The organism is Rhodopseudomonas infernalis (genome assembly GCF_022271405.1).
GTDB lineage: Bacteria > Pseudomonadota > Alphaproteobacteria > Rhizobiales > Xanthobacteraceae > Rhodopseudomonas > Rhodopseudomonas infernalis.
In genome coordinates this window covers 292,318-312,865 of record NZ_JAJNAL010000002.1, presented here as the reverse complement: position 1 = coordinate 312,865, position 20,548 = coordinate 292,318, and the positions used below count along the sequence as shown (strand labels likewise).

Genomic DNA, 20,548 nt, shown 5'->3' with positions numbered 1-20,548 from the left:
TGATGCTAACCACACGCAAACTGGATGATGTTACCACTTGGTAGTTCATTCATTGTGCCGAGACGGGTTTGATAGCAATCACTTCCAATTCATCCGCGCGGGACTATGCTGATTTCGTTCCGGGCGTAACGCCATTTCGAGGAATGAGGTTGACCATGAAAATTTCGGCCTTGGCTGTGGCGCTGGTCGCTGCCGCCGTGATCATTTTCGCCGCCAAAAGTTCGAAGCACGAAGGGTCCGTCACCGCACTGCCCGACAACATCGTGGCTCAGATCGCCGTCAGTCCGGTCAAGACTCTCACCTCCACGACCTGCGCCAAGGACGGTTGCCCGGTTGCGTGCGAAGCCGGCGACACGCTGCTGTCGGCGGTCTGCGTCAGCGGCACCAAGGGTCGTTTCGCCGACACGCTGCGCGTCGAGAAGGGTGCTCTTACCGCGACCTGCGCGACGACCGCCAGCAACATCCTGGTGTATTGCGGGCGTCCGTAACATCGCCGCCCCCGCCTTGCCGCCTCCGCGCAGCCGCCCGCCAGGGACGAGCGGCTGCCGAAGCAGACTGCGAACTCAGCCCTTCACGCCGAGCAGTTCGACCTCGAAGATCAGCGTTGCATTCGGCGGGATCACGCCGCCGGCTCCGCGCGCGCCGTAGCCGAGCTCCGGCGGAATGATCAGCGTGCGCTTGCCGCCGACCTTCATGCTGGCGACACCCTCGTCCCAGCCCTTGATGACGCGGCCCATGCCGATCGGGAATTCGAACGGCTCGTTGCGGTCGACCGACGAGTCGAACTTCGCGCCCTTGGCGCCGTTCTGATACAGCCAGCCGGTGTAGTGCATCACGCAGATCTGGCCGCGCGTCGGCGACGCGCCGGTGCCGACCTTGGCGTCTTCGATCTTCAGGCCCGACGGCGTGGTGACGGTGTTGGCAGGTTCGGACATGGCGCGGGTACTCGTTGTCAGGGTCGCGGCGCTGGACAGCATGGCGACAAGGGCGAAAGCCAGCGCAGCGCCGGCACGGGGAGCGAAAGGCATCGGGATATCCTCGGAAAGGTCGACGTCGGTCGCGAGCGAGGTCCCGTTCTAGACAGAACGGCCGGGCATCACAACCGCGGCGGCCGGCCCCGGAACCCGCCTGCCCCATTGCTGCTGTCCTCCTCGGATTGCGCGAGCCGATCGCATCTGTAAGCTGCGACCGGGACACTGGGCGCGCGCATGCGGAACGGGCTGTATTCCATTCACATTCGAATGTTGGACGGCGTGCGTGGCCGGGCCAACGGCATCATCCTGCTGCGCGATGGCCGGCTGCTGGGCGGCGACCCGTATTTCTGGAGCGAGGGCGCATACAGGGTAGGCGACGGCACCTGGAAAGGCGAATTGCTGACGCGGCAGCACACGCCTTATGCCGAGACCTCGACCCGCCCGGTGTTCGCCGGCCGTGAAGTCTCCACCGGCTTCAGCGGCACCTTCGCCAATGATCGTTCCGAAGTGTTCGCTACCTCGCTGGTCGGCAGCCGCAGCATCAGTTTTCGCGCGACGCTGCAATGGCTCGCCGACTAGCGCCGAATGTCGTTCTAAGTAACCGTCGGGAGCCAGCGAGGTCGGAGTAAATCCGCACGTGCGGCGCAACATCCGGGTCGCCCTCTGCTGCACCGCAACTAACAATTACTGCGTGAATCCCGGATGCGCGCGCTGCGGCGGCTTGACCGCGCCACGAAGTAAGCGGTAGCGATCACAATCAACGAACAAAATTCCGGGAGAGACAAAATGATCTCACGTCGCCATGTTCTGGCTTCCGCGCTCGCCGCCCCCGCGATCCTGCGACTGGGCACAGGCACCGCGCACGCCGCCACGACGCTGAAGATCTCGCATCAGTTCCCCGGCGGCACCATCGACAAAGGCGACTTCCGCGACCGGCTGTGCCGGATGTTCGCGGCCGAGATCAGCAAGCGCTCGGGCGGTGAGCTGGTCGGCGAGGTTTATCCCGGCTCGTCGCTGATCAAAACCAACGCGCAGTTCTCGGCGATGCGCAAGGGCGCGCTCGATTTGTCGCTGTATCCGATGCCGTATGCGGGCGGCGAAGTGCCGGAGACCAATATCGGCCTGATGCCGGGCCTGGTCGAGACCTATGATCAGGGCCTCGCCTGGAAGACCAAGCCGATCGGCAAGGCGCTGACCGACTTTCTTGCCGACAAGGGCATCATGCTGATCACCTGGGTCTGGCAGGCCGGCGGCGTCGCCAGCCGCACCAAGCCGCTGCTGGCGCCCGAAGACGCCAAGGGCCTCAAGGTGCGCGGCGGCTCGCGCGAGATGGACATGGTGCTGCAACAGGCCGGCGCCGCGGTGCTGTCGGTGCCGTCGAACGAAATCTACGCGGCGATGCAGACGGGGGCCTGCGACGCCGGCATCACCTCCTCCACCAGCCTGATCTCGTTCCGGCTCGAAGAAGTATCCAAGCATCTCACCTCCGGCGCCGATGCGTCCTACTGGTTCATGCTGGAGCCGCTGATGATGTCGAAGGCGATCTTCGACAAGCTGCCGAAGAACCACCAGGACATCATCCTCAGCGTCGGCGCAGAGCTTGAAGCGTTCGGCCGCAAGGGCGCGCAGGACGACGACATCGAGGTCGGCAAGGTCTATGAGAAGGCCGGTGCCAAGGTGCAGAAGCTCGACATCGCCACCGTCGAGAAATGGCGCGCGATCGCCCGCGAGACCGCGTGGCCGGACTACGCCAAGAAGAGCGCCAACTGCGCCAACCTGCTCAAGCTCGCCAACGACGCCGCATGATGCATGGTCCTGCCGCGGGTCAGGCCGACCCGACCAGCGCCGCCCATCGCGAGAGCGGCGGCGTGCTCGGCCATGCGCTGGCGCTGGTCAACCGCGCGATCCTGCTCGCGGCCGCGCTGGCGCTGATCGCCGCTTGCGGGATCCTCAGCTACAGCGTCGCGGTGCGCAGCCTGTTCCAAAGCGCCACTTACTGGCAGGACGAAGCCGCGGTGTTCCTGCTGGTCGGCGCCACCTTCCTCACCGCCGCCTTCGTGCAGAGCCAGCGCGGCCATATCGGCATCGAGGCCTTCACCGGACTGCTGCCGCCGTTGGTCAATCGCATCCGGCTGCTGCTGGTCGACGTCGCCAGCCTCGCCTTCTGCACGTTCTTCGCGTGGAAATCCTGGACGCTGACCCACGAAGCTTGGGTAGACGGTCAGGTCTCGAATTCGATCTGGTCGCCGCCGCTCGCCATCCCTTACGGTTTGATGGCCGCCGGCATGACGCTGCTGTGTGTGCAGATTGCGTTGCAGATCGCCCAAGCGCTCCAACGTTGGAATCGCCCGTGACAGTTCTCGGCATTGGTATCAGCTACGGCATCGCGACGCTGGTGGCGATGTTCTCCGGCATGCCGATCGCATTCGCGCTCGGCGCCGTGGCGCTCGTTTTCATGGCGATCTACATGCCGTCGGCGTCACTCGATACGGTGACGCAGAACGTCTATGAGGAGATGGCGTCGATCACGCTGTTGTCGATCCCGCTGTTCATCCTCAAGGGTGCGGCGATCGGCAAGTCCCGCGCCGGACAGGATCTGTACTCCGCGTTGCACGCCTGGCTGCATCGCGTGCCCGGCGGGCTCGGCGTCGCCAACGTGTTCGCCTGCGCGCTGTTCGCCGCGATGGCCGGCTCCTCGCCCGCCACGTGTTCGGCGATCGGTTCGGCCGGCATCCCGGAGATGCGCAAGCGCGGCTATTCCGGCGGCTTCGCGGCCGGCATCATCGCCGCCGGCGGCACGCTCGGCATCCTGCTGCCGCCCTCGATCACCATGATCCTGTTCGCGGTCGCGGCCGAGAAGTCGCTCGGCCGGCTGTTCCTGGCCGGCATCGGCCCCGGCCTGCTGCTGGTGACGCTGTTCGGCATCTACGCGGTGTTCCGCTTCCGCAAGGAATACGCCACCGCAAAGGCGGCATATGAAGCAACCGGCCAGACGTCCGCGATCCTGACCGACGAGAAGTTCACCATGGCGCAGCGCTTCGGCGCGCTGCCACGGGTGTTGCCGTTCATCATCCTGCTCACCGGCGTGATGATCGCGCTGTATGGCGGCTACGCCACTCCATCCGAAACCGCCGGGCTCGGCGGCCTGCTGGCGCTGCTGCTGATCGCGATGATCTACGGCGTGTGGCGACCGAGCGATCTCGCGCCGATCATGACGTCGACGGTGCGCGAGTCGACCATGCTGATGATGATCATCGGCATGTCGCTGCTATATTCTTACGTGATGAGCTATCTGCACATCTCGCAGTCGGCCGCCGAGGCGATCGTGGCGATGAACCTGCCGCGCTGGGAACTGCTCGCCGCGATCCTGCTGCTGGTGGTGATGCTCGGCTTCTTCCTGCCGCCGGTATCGATCATCCTGATGACCGCGCCGATCATCCTGCCGCCGCTGCGCGCCGCCGAATTCGACATCATCTGGTTCGGCGTGGTGATGACCATCGTGATGGAGATGGGCCTGATCCACCCGCCGGTCGGCCTCAACATCTTCGTGATCCGCAACGTCGCCCCCGACATCCCGCTCAGCGACGTGATCTGGGGCACCCTGCCCTTCGTGCTACTGATGATGCTGGCGGTGCTGTTGCTGTGCTTCTTCCCGGGGATTTCGACCTGGCTGCCCGACCTCGTGATGGGGCCGGAAAGCGTGCGGTGACGAGACGTAGGGTGGGTTAGCGCGAAGCGCGTAACCCACCAACTCATGTCGAAACGCGAAGACGGTGGGTTACGCGCCTGCGGCTCTAACCCACTCTACGGGTTTCCCTACTGGATCAATTCTCCGCTTCCGCCAGCCGCGGATCCTCGGCGAAGTAATCGATCAGCAAGTCGATCAGCGCCCGCACCTTGCGCTCGGGATGCTGCCCCGGTGGGCGGACCACATAGGCGCCGGCGGAGGGCGGCGGATGGCTGGTCATCACCGCCACGAGCTCGCCGGACTCGAGATAATCGTTGGTGACGCAATCCGGCAGCCAGGCGACGCCGAGGCCGGCGGCCGCGGCAACCGCGAGCACGGCACCGTTGTCGGCCTTGAAGCGCCCCTGCGGCCGAACCGTGACGACTTTTTCGCCGTCCATGAACTGCCAGGGTTCGGTGCCCTGCATCAGAGCCTCATGGGCCGCGAGCTCGTCCAGCGCTTCCGGAGCCCCGTGGGCCTTGATGTAATCCGGGCTCGCGACCAGCTTGCCGTACACCGCGCCGACGCGTCGCGCGATCAAATTGGAGTCCGGCAGATAGCCGACCCGGATGGCGCAATCGTAGCCCTCGGCGATCAGATCGACGAAGCGATCGGTGTAGAAGCTGTGGATGTGAAGCTGCGGATAGCGCCGCGCCATCTCCGCGAGCGCCGGCGCGAAATGGGTCGGGCCGAACGACAGCGGCACCGAAATGCGCAGGCGGCCGCGCAACTCGCCGCTCGGCAGAATGGCTTCACGGGCCGCATCGATCTCGGCACCGACCCGCGCGGCGTGGTCGCGCAGCGTCGTCCCCGCCTCGGTGAGCGCCGCGCCGCGCGTGGTCCGCGCCAGCAGTTGAACGCCGAGTTCGGCTTCCAGCCGCAGCAAGCGCCGGCTGACCACCGACTTGGCGACGCCGAGCCGGCGTGCGGCGGCCGACAAGCCGCCGGAATCGGCGACTTCGACGAATGTGGCGAGGTCTTCAATGTCCAATGCGGCGTTCCCCGTCCGGCGACACAGCTGCGCGCCCACGAGCGCTACCCTATCGCACATCCTGCTGACAATTTCCGCGGACACGGGGCCGCAGGCACGACCTGTTCCCGATGAAACCGACTGCTCTTACCGACAGCAAAGGATGCTTGATGACCCGTCGCAACGGCCTCGATTCGCTTCTCCGTCCCGAAGACTCGGTGCTGGTCCTGATCGACCACCAACCGTATCAACTCGCCAACGTGAACAGCCACGAACCGCAGATGGTGATCAACAACACCGCTGGTTTGGCAAAGGCCGCCAAGGCTTTTGGCGTGCCGACGATTTTGACATCGGTGATCGCCGAGCGCGGCGGGCTGCTGTTTCCGCAGATCACCGACGTGTTTCCCGGCCAGGAGGTGATCGACCGAACGTTCATCAACACATGGGAAGACAAGAAGGCGGTCGATGCCGTCAAGGCGACCGGCCGCAAGCAGCTGGTGATCGCCGGGCTGTGGACCGAAGTCTGCGTCGCGATGCCGGCGATCCAGGCGGTCGGCGAAGGCTGGGACGTCACGGTGATCACCGACGCATCCGGCGGCACCTCGGTCGAAGCCCATCAGGTGGCGATTCAGCGCATGCTCGAAGCCGGCGTCAACATGATGACCTGGCTGGCGATCGCCGCCGAATGGCAACGCGACTGGGCCCGGCTCGAACAGGCTGCCAAGATCACCGACGTGATCGTCCAGCACTCCGGCGGCAGCGGCATCGCCTTCCTGTGGGAGCAGCAGTTGCTGAACACGCCGGTGCCGAAAGCGGGTTAATCACTCTCGCTGGCGCGCGATATTCGTAGGGTGGGTTAGCGCGAAGCGCGTAACCCACCAATTTACGTCTCGTCGCAATGATGGGTTACGCGCCTTCGGCGCTAACCCATCCTAGGGCTTAAACGGTTCGCTTCTTCTTCGCATTCAGCGCATTGACGACGCGGCTCACCGGCGGGCGGCCGAGTAGCGATGCGATACTGTTAGTCGCGGCGATTAGTATATTCATGTCGACGCCCGTCGAAACGCCCATGCCTTCCAGCATGTACACCACGTCCTCGGTCGCGACGTTGCCCGTTGCGCCCGGCGCGTAGGGGCAGCCGCCGAGGCCGCCGGCGGCGCTGTCGATGACGCGGGCGCCCTCTTCCAGGCCGGCGTAGAGATTGGCGAGGGCCTGGCCGTAGGTGTCGTGGAAATGCATCGCCAGCGACGCCATCGGCACCGCGTCGGCGCAGGCGCGCAGCAGCTCGCGGACTTTCTTCGGCGTGCCGACCCCGATGGTGTCACCGAGCGAGACTTCGTAGCAGCCGAGGTCGCGCAACGTGGTGGTGATGTCGACAACGGCCTTAACCGGCACCTCGCCGTCGAACGGGCAGCCGAGCACGCAGGACACGTAGCCCCGCACCTTGACGCCATCGGCTTTGGCGCGGGCGATCACCGGCTTGAAGCGCTCGATCGATTCCGCGACCGTGCAGTTGATGTTAGCGCGCGAGAAGCCTTCCGACGCCGAGGCGAACACCGCGACGACCTGCGCGCCGGCGGCGCGCGCGGCCTCGTAGCCCTTCTCGTTCGGCACCAGCACGTGGAATTCGCCGGGCAGCTTCAGCGACGCGCGCAGCACCTCGTCGGAGCCCTGCATCTGCGGCACCGCCTTCGGCGACACGAATGCGCCGACTTCGACGGTGGTGAGTCCGCTCGCGACCAGCGCCTCGACGAAGGCGATGCGATCCGCAACGCTGACCGGGGTCTTCTCGTTCTGCAGCCCGTCGCGCGGGCCGACTTCGACGATGCGGATGGTGTCGGTCATGCGCCCTCCAAGTCGTACTTCGTCATGCCCGGCCTTGTCCCGGGCATCCACGCCTTTCACCGGATCAACGCCAGAAGGCGTGGATGGCCGGGACGAGCCCGGCCATGACGGCGTTGTTTATGCTTCTGCGTCAGGCTCAAGCTCCGCCAGCTCGGCGCCTTCCGCAACGATGTCGCCGACTTTGCATTTCAGCGCCTTGAGCGTGCCGGCGAACGGAGCGCGCAGAGTCTGCTCCATCTTCATCACTTCGAGCGTGAGGATGGCGGCGCCCTTGTCGAGCTTGGCGCCGACCTCGGCAAGCAGCGCCACGACCGTGCCAGGCAGCGGCGCGACGATCTTGTCTTCGCCGACGGCTTCTTCGCTCTCACCGCCGAACGGATCGACGAGATGGAGGTCGAAGCGGCCGTTCTTCGTCCGCACGTACACTTCATGCCCGTCGACCACTGCCGCACTACGCAAGCGCACGCCGTCGAGCTGCAGATCGATGCCGTCACCACTCGCCGACCACGCAAATGCGATCTCGCGACCAGCGATCGTCAGCGTCGACGCGCCACCGCCGTAGGTGAGCTGTGCCGTGTAGTCGGTGTGCTCAAGCCCCTGCCCGCGCCGGAGCAGGAAGCTGCGCTTGCGCCGGCCGACAGGCATCCAGCCCGACGCGCGCCACGGCGACGACGCTTCCGACTTCGCCGCATCGTCTTCGCTGCGCAGGACGGCCGCAACGGCGGCCGCTAATTCGAGGTCGCTCAGCGACTCGGCCGTCGCCGTCAGGGCCGCCAGATGACGCTCGATAAAGCCGGTGTCGATCGCGTTGGCGCGGACATCCGGATGCGTCACCAGCGCCGACAGGAACGGAATGTTAGTCGTGACGCCGCGGACGTCGGTTTCGTTCAGACCGCGGTCGAGCCGATCGATGGCGGCGGCCCGCGTCGGCGCCCAGGCGATCACCTTGGCGAGCATCGCGTCGTAATACGGCGATACGCTGTCGCCACCGCGATAGCCGGCATCGATGCGCAGCCCGTCGACCTCGTCCGGTGCCCGCCACGTCGTGATCTTGCCGACCGAGGGCATGAAATTCTTGGCCGGAATCTCGGCGTAGACTCGCGCTTCGATAGCGTGGCCATTGAGTACGAGCTGCCCCTGCGTCATCGGCAGCGCTTCGCCGAACGCGACGCGGAGCTGCCATTCGACGAGATCGACGCCCGAGATCAGCTCGGTGACCGGATGCTCGACCTGCAGGCGGGTGTTCATCTCGATGAAGAACACGTCCTTGCCGTCGGAGACGAACTCGATGGTGCCTGCGCCGACATAGTTCACCGCGCCGGCCGCGCGCCGCGCCGCTTCGCAGACTTTCTCGCGCCCGGCGGCGTCGAGCGTCGGCGACGGCGCCTCCTCGATCACCTTCTGGTGGCGGCGCTGCAGGGTGCATTCGCGCTCGAATAGCGAGACCAGATTGCCGTGGCTGTCGCCGACGATCTGCACCTCGATGTGGCGCGGGTTGTCGACGTATTTCTCGATCAACAGCGTGTCGTCGCCGAACGCCGCCTTGGCTTCGCGCTTGGCGCTGGCGATCGCGTCGGACAATTCCTCTGCCTTGCGCACCACGCGCATGCCGCGGCCGCCGCCGCCGGCCGAGGCCTTCACCAGCACCGGAAAGCCGATTTTGTCGGCGGCGGCGCCCAGCGTCGCGTCGTCCTGCGCGGCGCCATGATAGCCCGGCACCAGCGGCACGCCGGCCTTTTCCATCAGCGCCTTGGAGCCCGACTTCGAGCCCATCGCGGTGATCATGTCCGGCGTCGGGCCGACGAAGACGATGCCGGCGTCGGCGCAGGCCTGCGCGAATTCGGCGCTCTCGGACAGGAAGCCGTAACCGGGATGAACCGCCTCAGCGCCGGTCTGTTTGGCGGCCTCGATGATGCGCGCGATGTTCAAGTAACTGTCGGCGGCCTTGGCCGGGCCGAGCAGCACGGCCTCGTCGGCATCGCTGACATGCAGCGCGCCGGCATCGGCTTCGGAATAGACCGCGACGGTGCGCAGGCCCATGGCGCGGGCGGTGCGAATGACGCGGCAGGCGATCTCGCCGCGGTTGGCGATCAGCAGCGTGCGAAAGCGACGATACAGGGCTTTCTCGGTCATCATCAGATCCTGCTCATCACATCCGGAACAGGCCGAACTTGGTCGGCTCGATCGGCGCATTGCTCGACGCGGACAAACCGAGCCCCAGCACCAGGCGGGTGTCGGCGGGGTCGATCACGCCGTCGTCCCACAGCCGCGCCGTCGCGTAGTACGGGCTGCCCTGGGTTTCGTACTGGGCGCGGATCGGCGAGCGGAATTCCTCCTCCTCCTCCGTGCTCCACGAGCCGCCCTTGGCCTCGATGTTGTCGCGGCGAAGCTGGCTCAGCACCATCGCGGCCTGCTCGCCGCCCATCACCGAGATGCGCGCGTTCGGCCACATCCACAAAAAGCGCGGCGAGTACGCGCGGCCGCACATGCCGTAATTGCCGGCGCCATAGGAGCCGCCGATCACCACGGTGAATTTCGGCGCGTTGGCGGTCGCGACCGCCGTCACCAGCTTGGCGCCGTCGCGGGCGATGCCGCCGGCTTCGTACTTCTTGCCGACCATGAAGCCGGTGATGTTTTGCAAAAACACCAGCGGAATGCCGCGCTGGCAGCACAGTTCGATGAAGTGAGCACCTTTCAGCGAGCTTTCGCTGAACAGGATGCCGTTGTTGGCGATGATGCCGACCGGGAAGCCCCAGATATGGGCGAAGCCGCACACCAGCGTGGTGCCGTACAGCTTCTTGAATTCGTCGAATTCGGAACCGTCGACAATCCGGGCGATGATGTCGCGCACGTCGAACGGCTTGCGGCTTTCCGCCGGCACGATGCCGTAGAGCTGCTCGGCCGGATACAGCGGCTCGCGCGGGTCGCGCATGTTGAGCGCCGCGCGCTGCGGCGGCTTCAGCGTGCCGACGATTTTTCGCGCGATGCCGATCGCGTGGGCGTCGTTCTGCGCGTAGTGATCGGTCACGCCCGATTGGCGAGAATGGACGTCGGCGCCGCCGAGTTCTTCGGCGCTCACCACCTCGCCGGTCGCAGCCTTCACCAGCGGCGGGCCGCCGAGGAAGATGGTGCCCTGGTTGCGCACGATGATGCTCTCGTCCGACATGGCTGGCACATAGGCGCCGCCGGCGGTGCACGAGCCCATCACCACGGCGATCTGCGGGATGCCCTGCGCCGACATGTTGGCCTGGTTGAAGAAGATCCGGCCGAAGTGGCGTTCGTCGGGAAACACCTCGTCCTGCTGCGGCAGGAAGGCGCCACCGGAATCGACCATGTAGATGCACGGCAGATTGTTCTGCCGCGCAATGTCCTGCGCACGCAGATGCTTCTTCACCGTCAGCGGATAATAGGTGCCACCCTTCACGGTGGCGTCGTTAGCGACGATCATGCACTCGCGGCCATTGACCCGGCCGACGCCCGTGACAATCGAGGCCGAATGAACGTCGCCGCCGTAGAGGCCGTTGGCGGCCAGCGGCGACAATTCGAGAAACGCGGTGCCGGGGTCGAGCAGCAGGTCGACCCGGTCACGCGCCAGCAGCTTGCCGCGCGCGGTGTGCTTGGCGCGGGACGCCTCGCCACCGCCGCCGGCGACGGCCGCGAGCTTGTCCTTCAGCTCCGCCACCAGTGCGCGCATGCTCTCGGCATTGCGCGCGAAATCGGCCGAGCCGGGATCGATCTTGGAGTGTAGGGACATGGCGTTTCCGGCAGTGCAGTTATGGCTCGCTTCGGGCGAAGCGTTCGGCACATGGTGTCATCCCGCGGGCGCGGGACGCAACCCTAACCTCTCGTAATCCGATTGAAGCGTCGACGATAGCAATTGGCCGCCCGGTCCGCTTGTGCCGAGAGGTCATGAGGCAGGACCAATGACCTACACGGCCGGACAATCCCCCGCCGACCGTCGTCCCCAACCGCCCGCTTGCAGCACAATCAGGCGACCAATCGAGGCGCGGCGTCGCGTTCGGCTTAACCCCAGTCGAACCCGGTTTAATCTGCGATGCAAGCGCCATCCACAAGCCCCGCTCTTTCGCGATGTGGGACCGAATGCACGTGACAAACGACATATCGGCTCCAGATTGTTTTGGCGACTACGCCTGCTGCTGCCGATTCCGGCGCGGAAACGCGACACCGGCACTGTGCGCGGTAGCGCCACCATCGACCGGCACCACTGCCCCCGAGACGTACGACGCTTCCGGTGAAGCCAGGAATCCGATGACCTGCGCGACTTCGTTCGGACTGGCCAATCGTTGCTGGGGCAACTCGATTCCCTGTGTCCCGACATGGCTGTCGCGGATGTCGGCCATCATCGCCGTATCGGTCGGCCCGGGCGCGACGCAATTCACACGCACGCCGTCCCGGCTGTAGTCCACCGCCCAACTCCGGGTCAGCGCCGTGATGGCACCTTTACTGGCCGTATAGGCGTCGGACCGCGGCATCGCGCGCAGAGCCGCGACGCTGCCGACCACGACGATCGCGCCGTCCGGCCGGATATTCGGTCGAAACACGCGAACGGTCAGCATCGTGCCGGTCAAATTGACCGCGATCGTCTGATCCCAGGCAGCGAGACTGAGACGCTCCGCCGCATTGTCGTGCGGCCGCAGATTGATCCCGGCTGCGGTCACCAGCGCATCGAGCGGCCCGATGGACTGCGCCGCCGAGCACAACGCGGCCTCGTCGGTCACGTCGCATGAATGGCCGATCGCGCCATCAATCCCGGGGCGCGTTTTGTCAAGCGCATGGACGGTCCAGCCGCGGCTCAGGAAGTGCTGCGCGGTCGCGAATCCGATCCCGCCGGCCGCGCCGGTGATCACCACGACAGGCTTCGTCATGACGCCTTCACCCACCGGAACGAACCGGCTCGTACGCGGACGGCATCTCGCGAAACAGCCCTTGCGTCAGCAGCTTTTCGTAAACCGCGAGCACACGCTCCAGCGACGCCGTGCCGCGATCGATGAAATTGTACTGATACATCGTGGACAGATAGCTGCGAACACCGAACAGAATGAACACGACGATATCCAGATCCTCCGCGGAATAGTCTTTCAATTCGCCATGACTGCTGGATCGCATCAACGCGCGCTGATAACTCTCGTAGAAGCGACGGACGTGGCTCATATATGCCTCTGGCGCAAACACTTCCGCCTCGTTCAGGATGCGCAGAAACCCGGGCGTCCTCCGGCAGAAATCGAAATACGCCCTGATCCGTGCCAGTTCGCGCGCAATCCCGCGCGCATCCTCCGGCACCTGGGCGCGCAGGTGCGCGAGCAGTCTCTCGCCCAACACCGGAAGCAATTGATCGAACAGATCCTGCCGGGTCTCGAAGCAATTGTAGAATGTTCCCGTGGCGATCTTGGCGCGCTCTGCGATCTTGACGATGGTGGCGTTCGCGTAGCCCTCTTCGCCGACCACCTCGATCGCCGCCGTGTAGATCGCGCGCCGCGTGTCGTCCAGTTTATCACCCCTGGAGCGCTTGAATTTGAGTAGCGGCGACCGACTCATCCCGAAGCTTTCGATTGAGGTGAAGGTTCGCCAGACATATAGGAGATCGATGGGGCGCGAAAGACGAGAGTAGCGCCGGCGCCGGGCCCACCCGCTGGTCGCATGGGCCCGGCGCGATATCACTGACCGACCAGCGGGCAGCCGCCCTGCTCGATCGGACGGAAGGCTTCGGCTGCGGGGATCGTCGTGATCTTTTTGTAGTAGTCCCACGGCGCTTTCGACTCCTGCGGCGTCTTCACCTGGAACAGGTACATGTCGTGCAGTTTGCGGCCGTCGGCGCGGATCGTGCCCTTGCCGAACAGCACGTCGTCGGTGCCGATGTCCTTCATCTTCTGAATCACCTTGGCGCCGTTTTCACGATCGGCTTCAGGCAAAGCCTCGACGGCTTTCAGATAGTGCAGGACGCTGGCGTAGACACCGGCCTGGACCATGGTGGGCATCTGGGCACGGTATTTTTCGGCAAATCGCTTCGACCAATCGCGCGTCTCGGGGGTCAGATCCCAATAGAACGCCGAAGCCAACAGCAGACCCTGCGTCGAATTCAGCCCCAGCGCGTGCACGTCCGAAATGAACATCAGCAATGCGGCGAGCTTCTGGCCGCCGTTCGACACGCCGAACTCGGCACTCTGCTTGATCAGATTGATCAGGTCGCCGGAAGAGGTCGCCAGGCCGACGATGTCCGACTTCGAGGCTTGAGCCTGCAGAATGAAGGATGCGTAGTCGGCCGTGCCGAACGGGTGAAGCACGTGGCCTTTGACCGTTCCGCCGTTCTTGAGCACGACGCTGGTCGTATCCTTTTCCAGCGCATGGCCGAAGCTGTAGTCCGCCGTGATGAAGAACCAGGATTTGCCGCCGGTTTTGACGATCGCGGAACCGGTAGCATTCGCCAGGGCCCAGGTATCATAGGTCCACTGAACGGTGTTCGGAGAACATTTCACGCCCGTGAGATCGGCGGAGCCAGCGCCAGACGCGATAAAGGCCTTGTTCTGCTGCCGCGTCAGCTCGCTCACCGCCAATGCGACCGAGGACGTCTGCACGTCGAAAATCGCGCTGACGCCGTCGCGCTCGTACCACTGCCGCGCGATCGACGAGCCGACGTCCGGCTTGTTCTGGTGATCTGCGGAAATCAGCTCGATCTTGGAACCCGGATGAGCCTTTTCGTAGTCTGCAATTGCGAGCTGGGCGGCAACGACCGATCCCGGTCCTGCAAGTGCGACACCGATGCCGGATTGGTCGTTGAGAACGCCGATCTTGATCTTCACCGGCGCGCTTTGCGACCAGGCCGAGCCGGCCGAGAACGCAAGCGCCAAAGTTGCTGCGAGAGTCTTCCATCGTTTCGAACGCATCCAGGCCTCCTCCTTAGTTTGTTATTTTCTTGGTGAGACGGCGGTCAGGAAAACACGAGACCACCGTTGATATCGATCACGGCACCGTTCATGTATCCGGCCGCCGGTGAGCACAGGAACGCAATGGGCCACGCCACCTCGTCCACGGTGCCCATCCGCCGCATCGGCACGCGCGCGGCATCGAATGGCTGCCCATCGAGCATCTCCGTCGCGATGCTTCCCGGCGCGACGCCGTTGACGCAGACGCCGAGCGGAGCGGCACGCTTCGCGTACCACCGGACCAAGGAATGCACCGCCCCCTTCGACGCGGCGTAGTGAGGTCCGGCCTGCATCCCGCCCATCCGACCGGACGCCGAACCGACGAACACGACACGGCCGCTTCGCCGCTCGCACATGCCCGGGAAATAAGCCCGGACGAGATTGATGCAGCCGCGCACGTTCACCGCCATCACGCGGTCGAACGACTGATCCCAGTCGTCATCCATCCAGTTGTCGAAGGGCAGGATTCCGGCGGCGAGCACCAGCCCGTCGACCTTGGGAAAAGCGCTGTGCAGGTCCTCGACGCCGCTCCTGGAGGTGACGTCGCAAACAGCGAATGTCGCGCGAGCTCCGAGCCGGCGCAGCCTTTCATCCTCAATCGGGCGGCGATCGCACAGCACCACACGTGCGCCCTGCGTCGCCAGCGCCACCGCCGCGGCATAGCCGATGCCGCCTGCGGCGCCGCTGACGAGGATGGTCTGATCGGTGAGATCGAACGGTGTGCTCATGGTCTACCGCTCCGATCGAGACGACGCGTCGCGCTTCTTGAGCGCGCGCAGGTCAATTGCGTTGGGATGATGCCGCGGCTCCTCGCCGCTGGCGAAGATGGTCGATTTCTGCACCTTCTGGGTGGAGGTCACCGGTATGTCGTCGAGGAACACGATCCACCCCGGCGCCTTGTAGTAGGCCAGCCGTTCCTTGCACCAATCGAACAGCTCCTCCGCCAGAGCGGCGTCGGCGGAACCATCTTTCACGACGATGCAGGCGAAAACTTCCTCGTCCCGGATTTCGTCCTTGACGGCGATGACCGCCGTGCGGGCGACGCGTGCATGGTCGAGAAGCACCGTTTCGACTTCCGCCGCCGCGATATTCTCGCCCGAACGCCGGATGATGTTCTTGCGTCGCTCGACGAAGAAGAGCGTACCCGCGGCGTCTTGCCGGAAGGCGTCGCCGGTGTGAAACCAGCCGCCCTGCCAGGCCGCCGCCGTCGCCGCCGGGTCCTTCAGATAGCCGGCGAACATGTCCTTCGACGGATCGGCACCGGGCTTTCGCACCAGCAATTCGCCGGTTTCGCCGACCGCGACATCGTTGCCGCCATCGTCCACCAGGCGAACCTCGAACTGATCGGGATCGCTGGTTTTTACCGTGCCCACCGCGCGGCTGCCGACCTGACGCGGCTCGTCTGATGCGATGAAGCCGCAGCCGACTTCGGTCATCCCCCACAACTCGATGAGCGGAAAACCGAAGCGCTGCTCGAACGGTTGATGCAAGGACGGCTCGACGCCGGCCCCGATGCCGAAGCGTACGCCGTGGCTGCGCTCCTCCGGACACTTCGGCAATTTGAGCAGAATGGCCGGCATCACTCCGAGATAGTGAATGATGGTCGCCCGACTGTGGGCGACCTGCTGCCACCAGGTCGAGGCATGGAATCGATCGGTCAGCAGAATGCAACTTCCGCTGAGCACCGCGCACATGAAGGAGAAGATGCCTGCATTCTGGTGCGAGACCGGAAGCGGATTGAGAATCCGCTCCTCGCCCGCTCGAATGGTCGCCGCACCGCCCGCTTCCACGTACGCGCGGCCGAGCCGAAGGTAATAGGCATTGGTCAGAATGCAGCCCTTGGGCCGCCCGGTCGTCCCCGAGGTGTACAGCAGACTTGCTTCAGTCAAAGCGTTGGGACGCGCATCGTTGCGCGCCTTGCCCGCTGCGGGACACGAGACATCGCCCTTCAACATTGTCGGAGGAGGACTCGTCAGTCGCGAGAGCGTCTCCGTGACGTGCGCCGTCCAGGCGTCACCATGGACGATCAAAGCCGCTTCCGAATGGTCGATGACGTAGGCCAGTTCGTGGCTGGTAGCATCGAGGCTCAGCGGCACAATCGACGCACCGATCGCGTTGAGCGCGAGGTTGATGACGAAATGATCGGGATCATTGCCGAGCAACACCCCGACGCGGTGGCCGCCTCCGTAACCCGCTTGTTCGAAGCGCTCAATCCACTCGTCCACACGCCGGCGGGCGGCCGCGAACGTTACCTCCCCAGTTACCCCCGATCGCGCCCGCGAAATGTCGGCAAGGAAGGGCCGATCGGGCCACGATTCGCAGGCGCGAATGAACGCGTGATAGGCGGTTTCGATCTGCGCCACAGCTTTCCTCCCACGCCATGCAGGCGCGCTATTTCCCTCCCATTATTGAATGACAATTCATGTTGCAATAGTTTTTTTGTTTTTTTACATGGTGTTGATTGAATATTGGAATGCAATAAATGGAAATTCTAATTCACCTCGAAGCGCTTGAGGCGACAGGCTGGCTCGATGCGGAGCGTGCTCGCGTTGCCCTCGCGACGCGGAGGCGCCACCGCCGGGCAGCGCAAGCCTTCGACCAGCCCGTCGTCTCACCCGGAGAAAGGCCGTTCGAATCACCGGCGACGCGCCGGACAGTCGCGGCTGGCCGCTGATTTAAAGACCATCGCAGCACGAGACGCCGACTAATCAGACCAGACCTTGGAGAGGACCAACGATGTGGCAGGATAAGTACAAACTAATCACCTTCGAAACGATCGATCACGTCATGGTCGTCCGCTTCGCGCGTCACGACCGACTGAATGCGATCGATGCCCGGCTGCACACCGAGATGTCATGGCTGTTCAGAGACATCACCGAACACGCCGTATGCCGATCGGTGGTGTTGACGGGCGAAGGTCGCGCATTCTGCGCCGGTGGCGATATCGAATGGTTCGCCGACATGCCGGAGGGCGATCTCGATCGCCTGTTCATCGAGGCCAGGAGGATCATCGTCGATCTGCTCGAGGTGCCGCAGCCGATCATCACCGCGGTCAATGGCCCGGCCGTCGGATTGGGGGCGACGCTCGCGCTGTTCGGCGACATCATTTACATGAGCGAAAGCGGCGTCATCGCCGATACGCACGTTCTGGCGGGCATTGCAGCCGGGGACGGTGGCGCCGCGATCTGGCCGTGGATCGTGGGGATGCCACGCGCCAAGGAGTTCCTGTTCACGGGCAAGAAGATCAACGCAGCGCTGGCGAAGGAAATGGGCCTCGTCAACCACGTCGTGCCCGACGGCGAACTGCTGCCGTCAGCCCTGGCGATGGCCAAACGACTGGCCGACGGGGCTCAGATGGCGATCCGCGCCACCAAGGCGTCCCTCAACAAGATCCTGCGCGACACGGTCAACCTCAACCTCGACACGTCGCTTGCGATGGAAAAGGAATGCTTCGGCTCTGAGGAGCACAAGAGCCGTGTTCGCTCGTTCCTGAAAAAATGAGGAAGGGCGGCCGGGCAGCTCCGCCGCGTGACGCTTTGTCGTCCGCAGCGGTGCTGGACCTTGCCCGAGTTCTTCCGGTCGAAACGGCGGCGGGGCCCCCCTCGCCCGCCACTCGGCGTTCCGGATCGGAGGTGTCCGGAATCAGTGCGTCCACGGCTCCGGACGACGGAACGCGAAATTGTCCGCATAGGCCGCGCGGCGGCGCGCGGAAGGCTTGGGCTCGATAACTTGGTATGGGATGCCCTCGCGCTCGCAATAGGCGATGGCTTCCTCGCGGGTGTGGAAATGCAGGCTGATCTGCTGCTGCATATCGCTGGACGAGGTCCAGCCCATCAGCGGCTCGATCTGCCGGGCCACCTCGGGCTCGTAGTCGAGCTGCCATTCCCGCGTCTTCGCGGTGCCGGACTGCATGGCGTTCTTGGCGGGCTTGAAGATTCGTGCGGTCATCGAAGGTTCTGGCCTGTCAGGTGCGGCATTGCGGTGGTTTGGTGAAAGCGCGGCTCATCGTGTAAAGTTCCGAGGCGCGACCGTGGTCAGGCCCCCGCACGCGTGATCCATCGCTTGGCGATTTCTTTTCCTGATTGGGTATATTCCGTCCCCGCCCCCGTGACAATCGAGCCGTCTCGCACCAGATAGGCTTCCCGAACGAAACGGACGAACCGCTTCATGCAAATTCAGGCCATTCTTCCTGGAAAAGGGCGCGACCTGCGGCTGGACCTGTTCCGGGGTGTCGCCAACTGGGCGATCTACCTGGATCACATCCCCGACAACGTGGTGAACTGGATCACCACCCGGAACTACGGCTTCAGCGACGCTGCCGACCTGTTCGTTTTCATCTCCGGCTACACGGCCTCGTTCGTCTACGCCAAGATGATGCTGGAGCGCGGTTTCATCGTCGGCGGCACGCGGCTGACCAAGCGGGTCTGGCAGCTTTACGTCGCGCACATCGTGCTGTTCGTGATCTACATCGTGGCGATCGGCTATGTCGCGCAACGCTTCAGCGATCCCGACATCATCAACGAGTTCAACGTCGCCGGCCTGGTCGACAGCCCGATCGAGACGCTGAAGCAAGGCCTGCTGCTGAAATTCAAGCCGGTCAATCTGGACGTGCTGCCGCTCTATATCGTCCTGATGGGGCTGTTTCCGCCGGTGCTGTGGCTGATGCTGCGCAGACCCGACGCGGTGATGATCGCGTCGTTCGCGCTGTACTTCGCCGCACGGCATTTCGGCTGGAACTTGCCCGGCTACCCCGGCGGCAGCTGGTACTTCAACCCGTTCTGCTGGCAGTTGCTGTTCGTGTTCGGCGCCTGGTGCGCGCTCGGCGGCACCATGCGGTCCAAGTCGATCATCAACTCCCGCGCCATGCTGTGGTTCTGCGTCGCCTACATGCTGTTCGCGCTGGTGATGACGATGGCGGGCCGATTCCCGGCACTCGGTGAGTTGCTCCCGGTCTGGCTCAACGACGCCTTCAACCCCAACGACAAGACCAACCTGGCGCCCTACCGCTTCCTGCATTTCGCCGTGCTGGTGGTGCTGGTGATCCGCTTCGTGCCGAAGGAGTGGAAGGGGCTGGAGTGGCCGATTTTCGATCCGCTGATCAAATGCGGCCAGCAGTCTCTGGCGGTGTTCTGCGTCGGCGTTTTTCTGTCGTTCGTGGCGCATTTCGAGCTGCTGCTGAGCTCGGGCTCGCTGCTGGTCCAGATCGTGGTCAGCGTCGCCGGCATCACGCTGATGACGATCGTCGCCTATTACATCACCTGGTCGAAGCAGCAGGACAAGCCGAAGAAGCCGACCGCGAAGCCGTCAGCCGCGCAGCCTGAAGGCATGGCCGCACCAGCTTCGACGGTCGCCGCAGCCGGCATCGAGACGCCGGCAGGTCCATCTGCGGCAGCGCTGCCCTCGGCGGGTGGCGCCGGGAGCTGAAATCGGGGGCGCCTGCGAAAGTGGATGCGATTGGCGGGCTGAGCCAAATGGGATGGTCGGGGCACACGGATTCGAACCGTGGACCTGCAGTACCCAAAACTGCCGCGCTACCAGGCTGCGCTATACCCCGGGACGTGTCGATGCGCGGTGGATACACGCTTCAGCGCAGCCCGACAAGCGGCCGCTTCAGCGGCCCTTGAACATCGGGTGGCCGACCCGGTCGCCGGGCGCAATGCCGAGCTTTTTGGCGGTGCCGCCGATTACCTCGAGCACGCCAGTCACCGGACCACCCGAGGGGATGATCCGGGTCGACAGCGGCTCGGTGTTCTCGGCGATCCGAAGGATCCGGCCATCGGCCTGGATGAAGATCATGTCCAGCGGGATGTAGGTGTTCTTCATCCACATCGACACCGGCTGCTCCGGCCGGAAGTCGAACAGCATGCCCAGCCCGTCCGCCAGCTCCTTGCGATACATCAGGCCGGTTTCCCGCTCCTTGTCGCTGGTGGCGATCTCGACCGTAAAGACGTGCACGCCGGTCTTGCTGGCGATCTCGAGCGTCTCCATCTTGGCCGCACGCGCCTCGTTCACCGCGAAGGCACAGAGCATCAGCACAGCGGCGAGCGCGCTCCACGCGCGGGTCCATCCAAGTCGTAAGCCAATCATCGGG

At 64.5% G+C, this 20,548-nt stretch carries 20 protein-coding genes and 1 tRNA gene; 8 read left to right on the top strand and 13 right to left on the bottom strand.

What is annotated here, in order from left to right; all coding sequences use genetic code 11:
• Positions 1–155: 155 nt before the first annotated feature.
• Positions 156–488, top strand: coding sequence for a hypothetical protein (locus tag LPW26_RS03150; protein WP_238732816.1), 333 nt, complete (start codon positions 156–158; stop codon positions 486–488).
• Between the two features lie 75 nt (positions 489–563).
• Here the strand turns inward: LPW26_RS03150 and LPW26_RS03145 are convergent, their stop codons facing one another.
• Positions 564–977: an FKBP-type peptidyl-prolyl cis-trans isomerase gene (locus LPW26_RS03145; protein WP_238732879.1), complete on the bottom strand. Its 414-nt coding sequence runs from the start codon at positions 975–977 to the stop codon at positions 564–566.
• 231 nt (positions 978–1,208) lie between these two features.
• On the opposite strand from LPW26_RS03145, the gene LPW26_RS03140 reads away from it, so the two are divergent.
• The 4 genes from LPW26_RS03140 (at position 1,209) to LPW26_RS03125 (ending at position 4,683) form a co-directional block, all read left to right on the top strand.
• The gene (locus tag LPW26_RS03140) at positions 1,209–1,553 is read left to right on the top strand and encodes a GrlR family regulatory protein (RefSeq protein WP_238732815.1); all 345 of its coding nucleotides are present in this window, start codon (positions 1,209–1,211) and stop codon (positions 1,551–1,553) included.
• A 207-nt stretch (positions 1,554–1,760) separates the two neighbouring features.
• Positions 1,761–2,780 (top strand): TRAP transporter substrate-binding protein DctP, encoded by a 1,020-nt coding sequence (gene dctP, locus LPW26_RS03135; RefSeq protein ID WP_238732814.1) that lies wholly within the window; start codon positions 1,761–1,763, stop codon positions 2,778–2,780.
• The gene (locus LPW26_RS03130; protein ID WP_238732813.1) at positions 2,777–3,328 is read left to right on the top strand and encodes a TRAP transporter small permease; all 552 of its coding nucleotides are present in this window, start codon (positions 2,777–2,779) and stop codon (positions 3,326–3,328) included. The genes dctP and LPW26_RS03130 overlap by 4 nt, the downstream gene beginning before the upstream one ends.
• Positions 3,325–4,683: a TRAP transporter large permease gene (locus LPW26_RS03125; RefSeq protein ID WP_238732812.1), complete on the top strand. Its 1,359-nt coding sequence runs from the start codon at positions 3,325–3,327 to the stop codon at positions 4,681–4,683. The genes LPW26_RS03130 and LPW26_RS03125 overlap by 4 nt, the downstream gene beginning before the upstream one ends.
• Before the next feature lie 115 nt (positions 4,684–4,798).
• Here the strand turns inward: LPW26_RS03125 and LPW26_RS03120 are convergent, their stop codons facing one another.
• Positions 4,799–5,692, bottom strand: coding sequence for a LysR family transcriptional regulator (locus LPW26_RS03120; protein WP_238732811.1), 894 nt, complete (start codon positions 5,690–5,692; stop codon positions 4,799–4,801).
• A 149-nt stretch (positions 5,693–5,841) separates the two neighbouring features.
• On the opposite strand from LPW26_RS03120, the gene LPW26_RS03115 reads away from it, so the two are divergent.
• Complete coding sequence (locus tag LPW26_RS03115) at positions 5,842–6,492, top strand: hydrolase (RefSeq protein WP_238732810.1); 651 nt, start codon at positions 5,842–5,844, stop codon at positions 6,490–6,492.
• A gap of 118 nt (positions 6,493–6,610) precedes the next feature.
• On the opposite strand, the gene LPW26_RS03110 is transcribed toward LPW26_RS03115, so the two are convergent.
• The 8 genes from LPW26_RS03110 to LPW26_RS03075 form a co-directional block, all read right to left on the bottom strand.
• Positions 6,611–7,516: a hydroxymethylglutaryl-CoA lyase gene (locus tag LPW26_RS03110; protein ID WP_238732809.1), complete on the bottom strand. Its 906-nt coding sequence runs from the start codon at positions 7,514–7,516 to the stop codon at positions 6,611–6,613.
• 117 nt (positions 7,517–7,633) lie between these two features.
• Positions 7,634–9,649, bottom strand: coding sequence for an acetyl/propionyl/methylcrotonyl-CoA carboxylase subunit alpha (locus LPW26_RS03105; RefSeq protein ID WP_238732808.1), 2,016 nt, complete (start codon positions 9,647–9,649; stop codon positions 7,634–7,636).
• A gap of 16 nt (positions 9,650–9,665) precedes the next feature.
• Positions 9,666–11,270, bottom strand: coding sequence for a carboxyl transferase domain-containing protein (locus LPW26_RS03100; protein WP_238732807.1), 1,605 nt, complete (start codon positions 11,268–11,270; stop codon positions 9,666–9,668).
• A 391-nt stretch (positions 11,271–11,661) separates the two neighbouring features.
• Entirely contained in the window at positions 11,662–12,402 is a 741-nt protein-coding gene (locus tag LPW26_RS03095; protein ID WP_238732806.1) for an SDR family NAD(P)-dependent oxidoreductase, read from the bottom strand.
• A 7-nt stretch (positions 12,403–12,409) separates the two neighbouring features.
• Positions 12,410–13,195: a TetR/AcrR family transcriptional regulator gene (locus LPW26_RS03090; RefSeq protein ID WP_238732805.1), complete on the bottom strand. Its 786-nt coding sequence runs from the start codon at positions 13,193–13,195 to the stop codon at positions 12,410–12,412.
• Complete coding sequence (locus LPW26_RS03085; protein ID WP_238732804.1) at positions 13,192–14,418, bottom strand: ABC transporter substrate-binding protein; 1,227 nt, start codon at positions 14,416–14,418, stop codon at positions 13,192–13,194. The genes LPW26_RS03090 and LPW26_RS03085 overlap by 4 nt, the downstream gene beginning before the upstream one ends.
• A 44-nt stretch (positions 14,419–14,462) precedes the next feature.
• On the bottom strand, positions 14,463–15,185 hold the full coding sequence (locus tag LPW26_RS03080; protein ID WP_238732803.1) for an SDR family NAD(P)-dependent oxidoreductase: 723 nt from the start codon (positions 15,183–15,185) through the stop codon (positions 14,463–14,465).
• Between the two features lie 3 nt (positions 15,186–15,188).
• On the bottom strand, positions 15,189–16,820 hold the full coding sequence (locus LPW26_RS03075) for an AMP-binding protein (RefSeq protein WP_238732802.1): 1,632 nt from the start codon (positions 16,818–16,820) through the stop codon (positions 15,189–15,191).
• A gap of 373 nt (positions 16,821–17,193) precedes the next feature.
• Here LPW26_RS03075 and LPW26_RS03070 point away from each other — a divergent pair, with 373 nt between their 5' ends.
• Positions 17,194–17,958: an enoyl-CoA hydratase/isomerase family protein gene (locus LPW26_RS03070; protein ID WP_319942156.1), complete on the top strand. Its 765-nt coding sequence runs from the start codon at positions 17,194–17,196 to the stop codon at positions 17,956–17,958.
• 141 nt (positions 17,959–18,099) lie between these two features.
• Here LPW26_RS03070 and LPW26_RS03065 read toward each other — a convergent pair whose 3' ends face one another.
• Positions 18,100–18,405, bottom strand: a complete 306-nt coding sequence (locus tag LPW26_RS03065; RefSeq protein WP_238732801.1) for an ETC complex I subunit — start codon at positions 18,403–18,405, stop codon at positions 18,100–18,102.
• 219 nt (positions 18,406–18,624) lie between these two features.
• Here LPW26_RS03065 and LPW26_RS03060 point away from each other — a divergent pair, with 219 nt between their 5' ends.
• Entirely contained in the window at positions 18,625–19,881 is a 1,257-nt protein-coding gene (locus LPW26_RS03060; RefSeq protein WP_238732800.1) for an OpgC domain-containing protein, read from the top strand.
• A gap of 53 nt (positions 19,882–19,934) precedes the next feature.
• Here the strand turns inward: LPW26_RS03060 and LPW26_RS03055 are convergent.
• Positions 19,935–20,011 (bottom strand) — tRNA-Pro (locus LPW26_RS03055).
• A 56-nt stretch (positions 20,012–20,067) separates the two neighbouring features.
• Entirely contained in the window at positions 20,068–20,544 is a 477-nt protein-coding gene (locus LPW26_RS03050) for a DUF192 domain-containing protein (protein WP_238732799.1), read from the bottom strand.
• Positions 20,545–20,548: the final 4 nt, after the last annotated feature.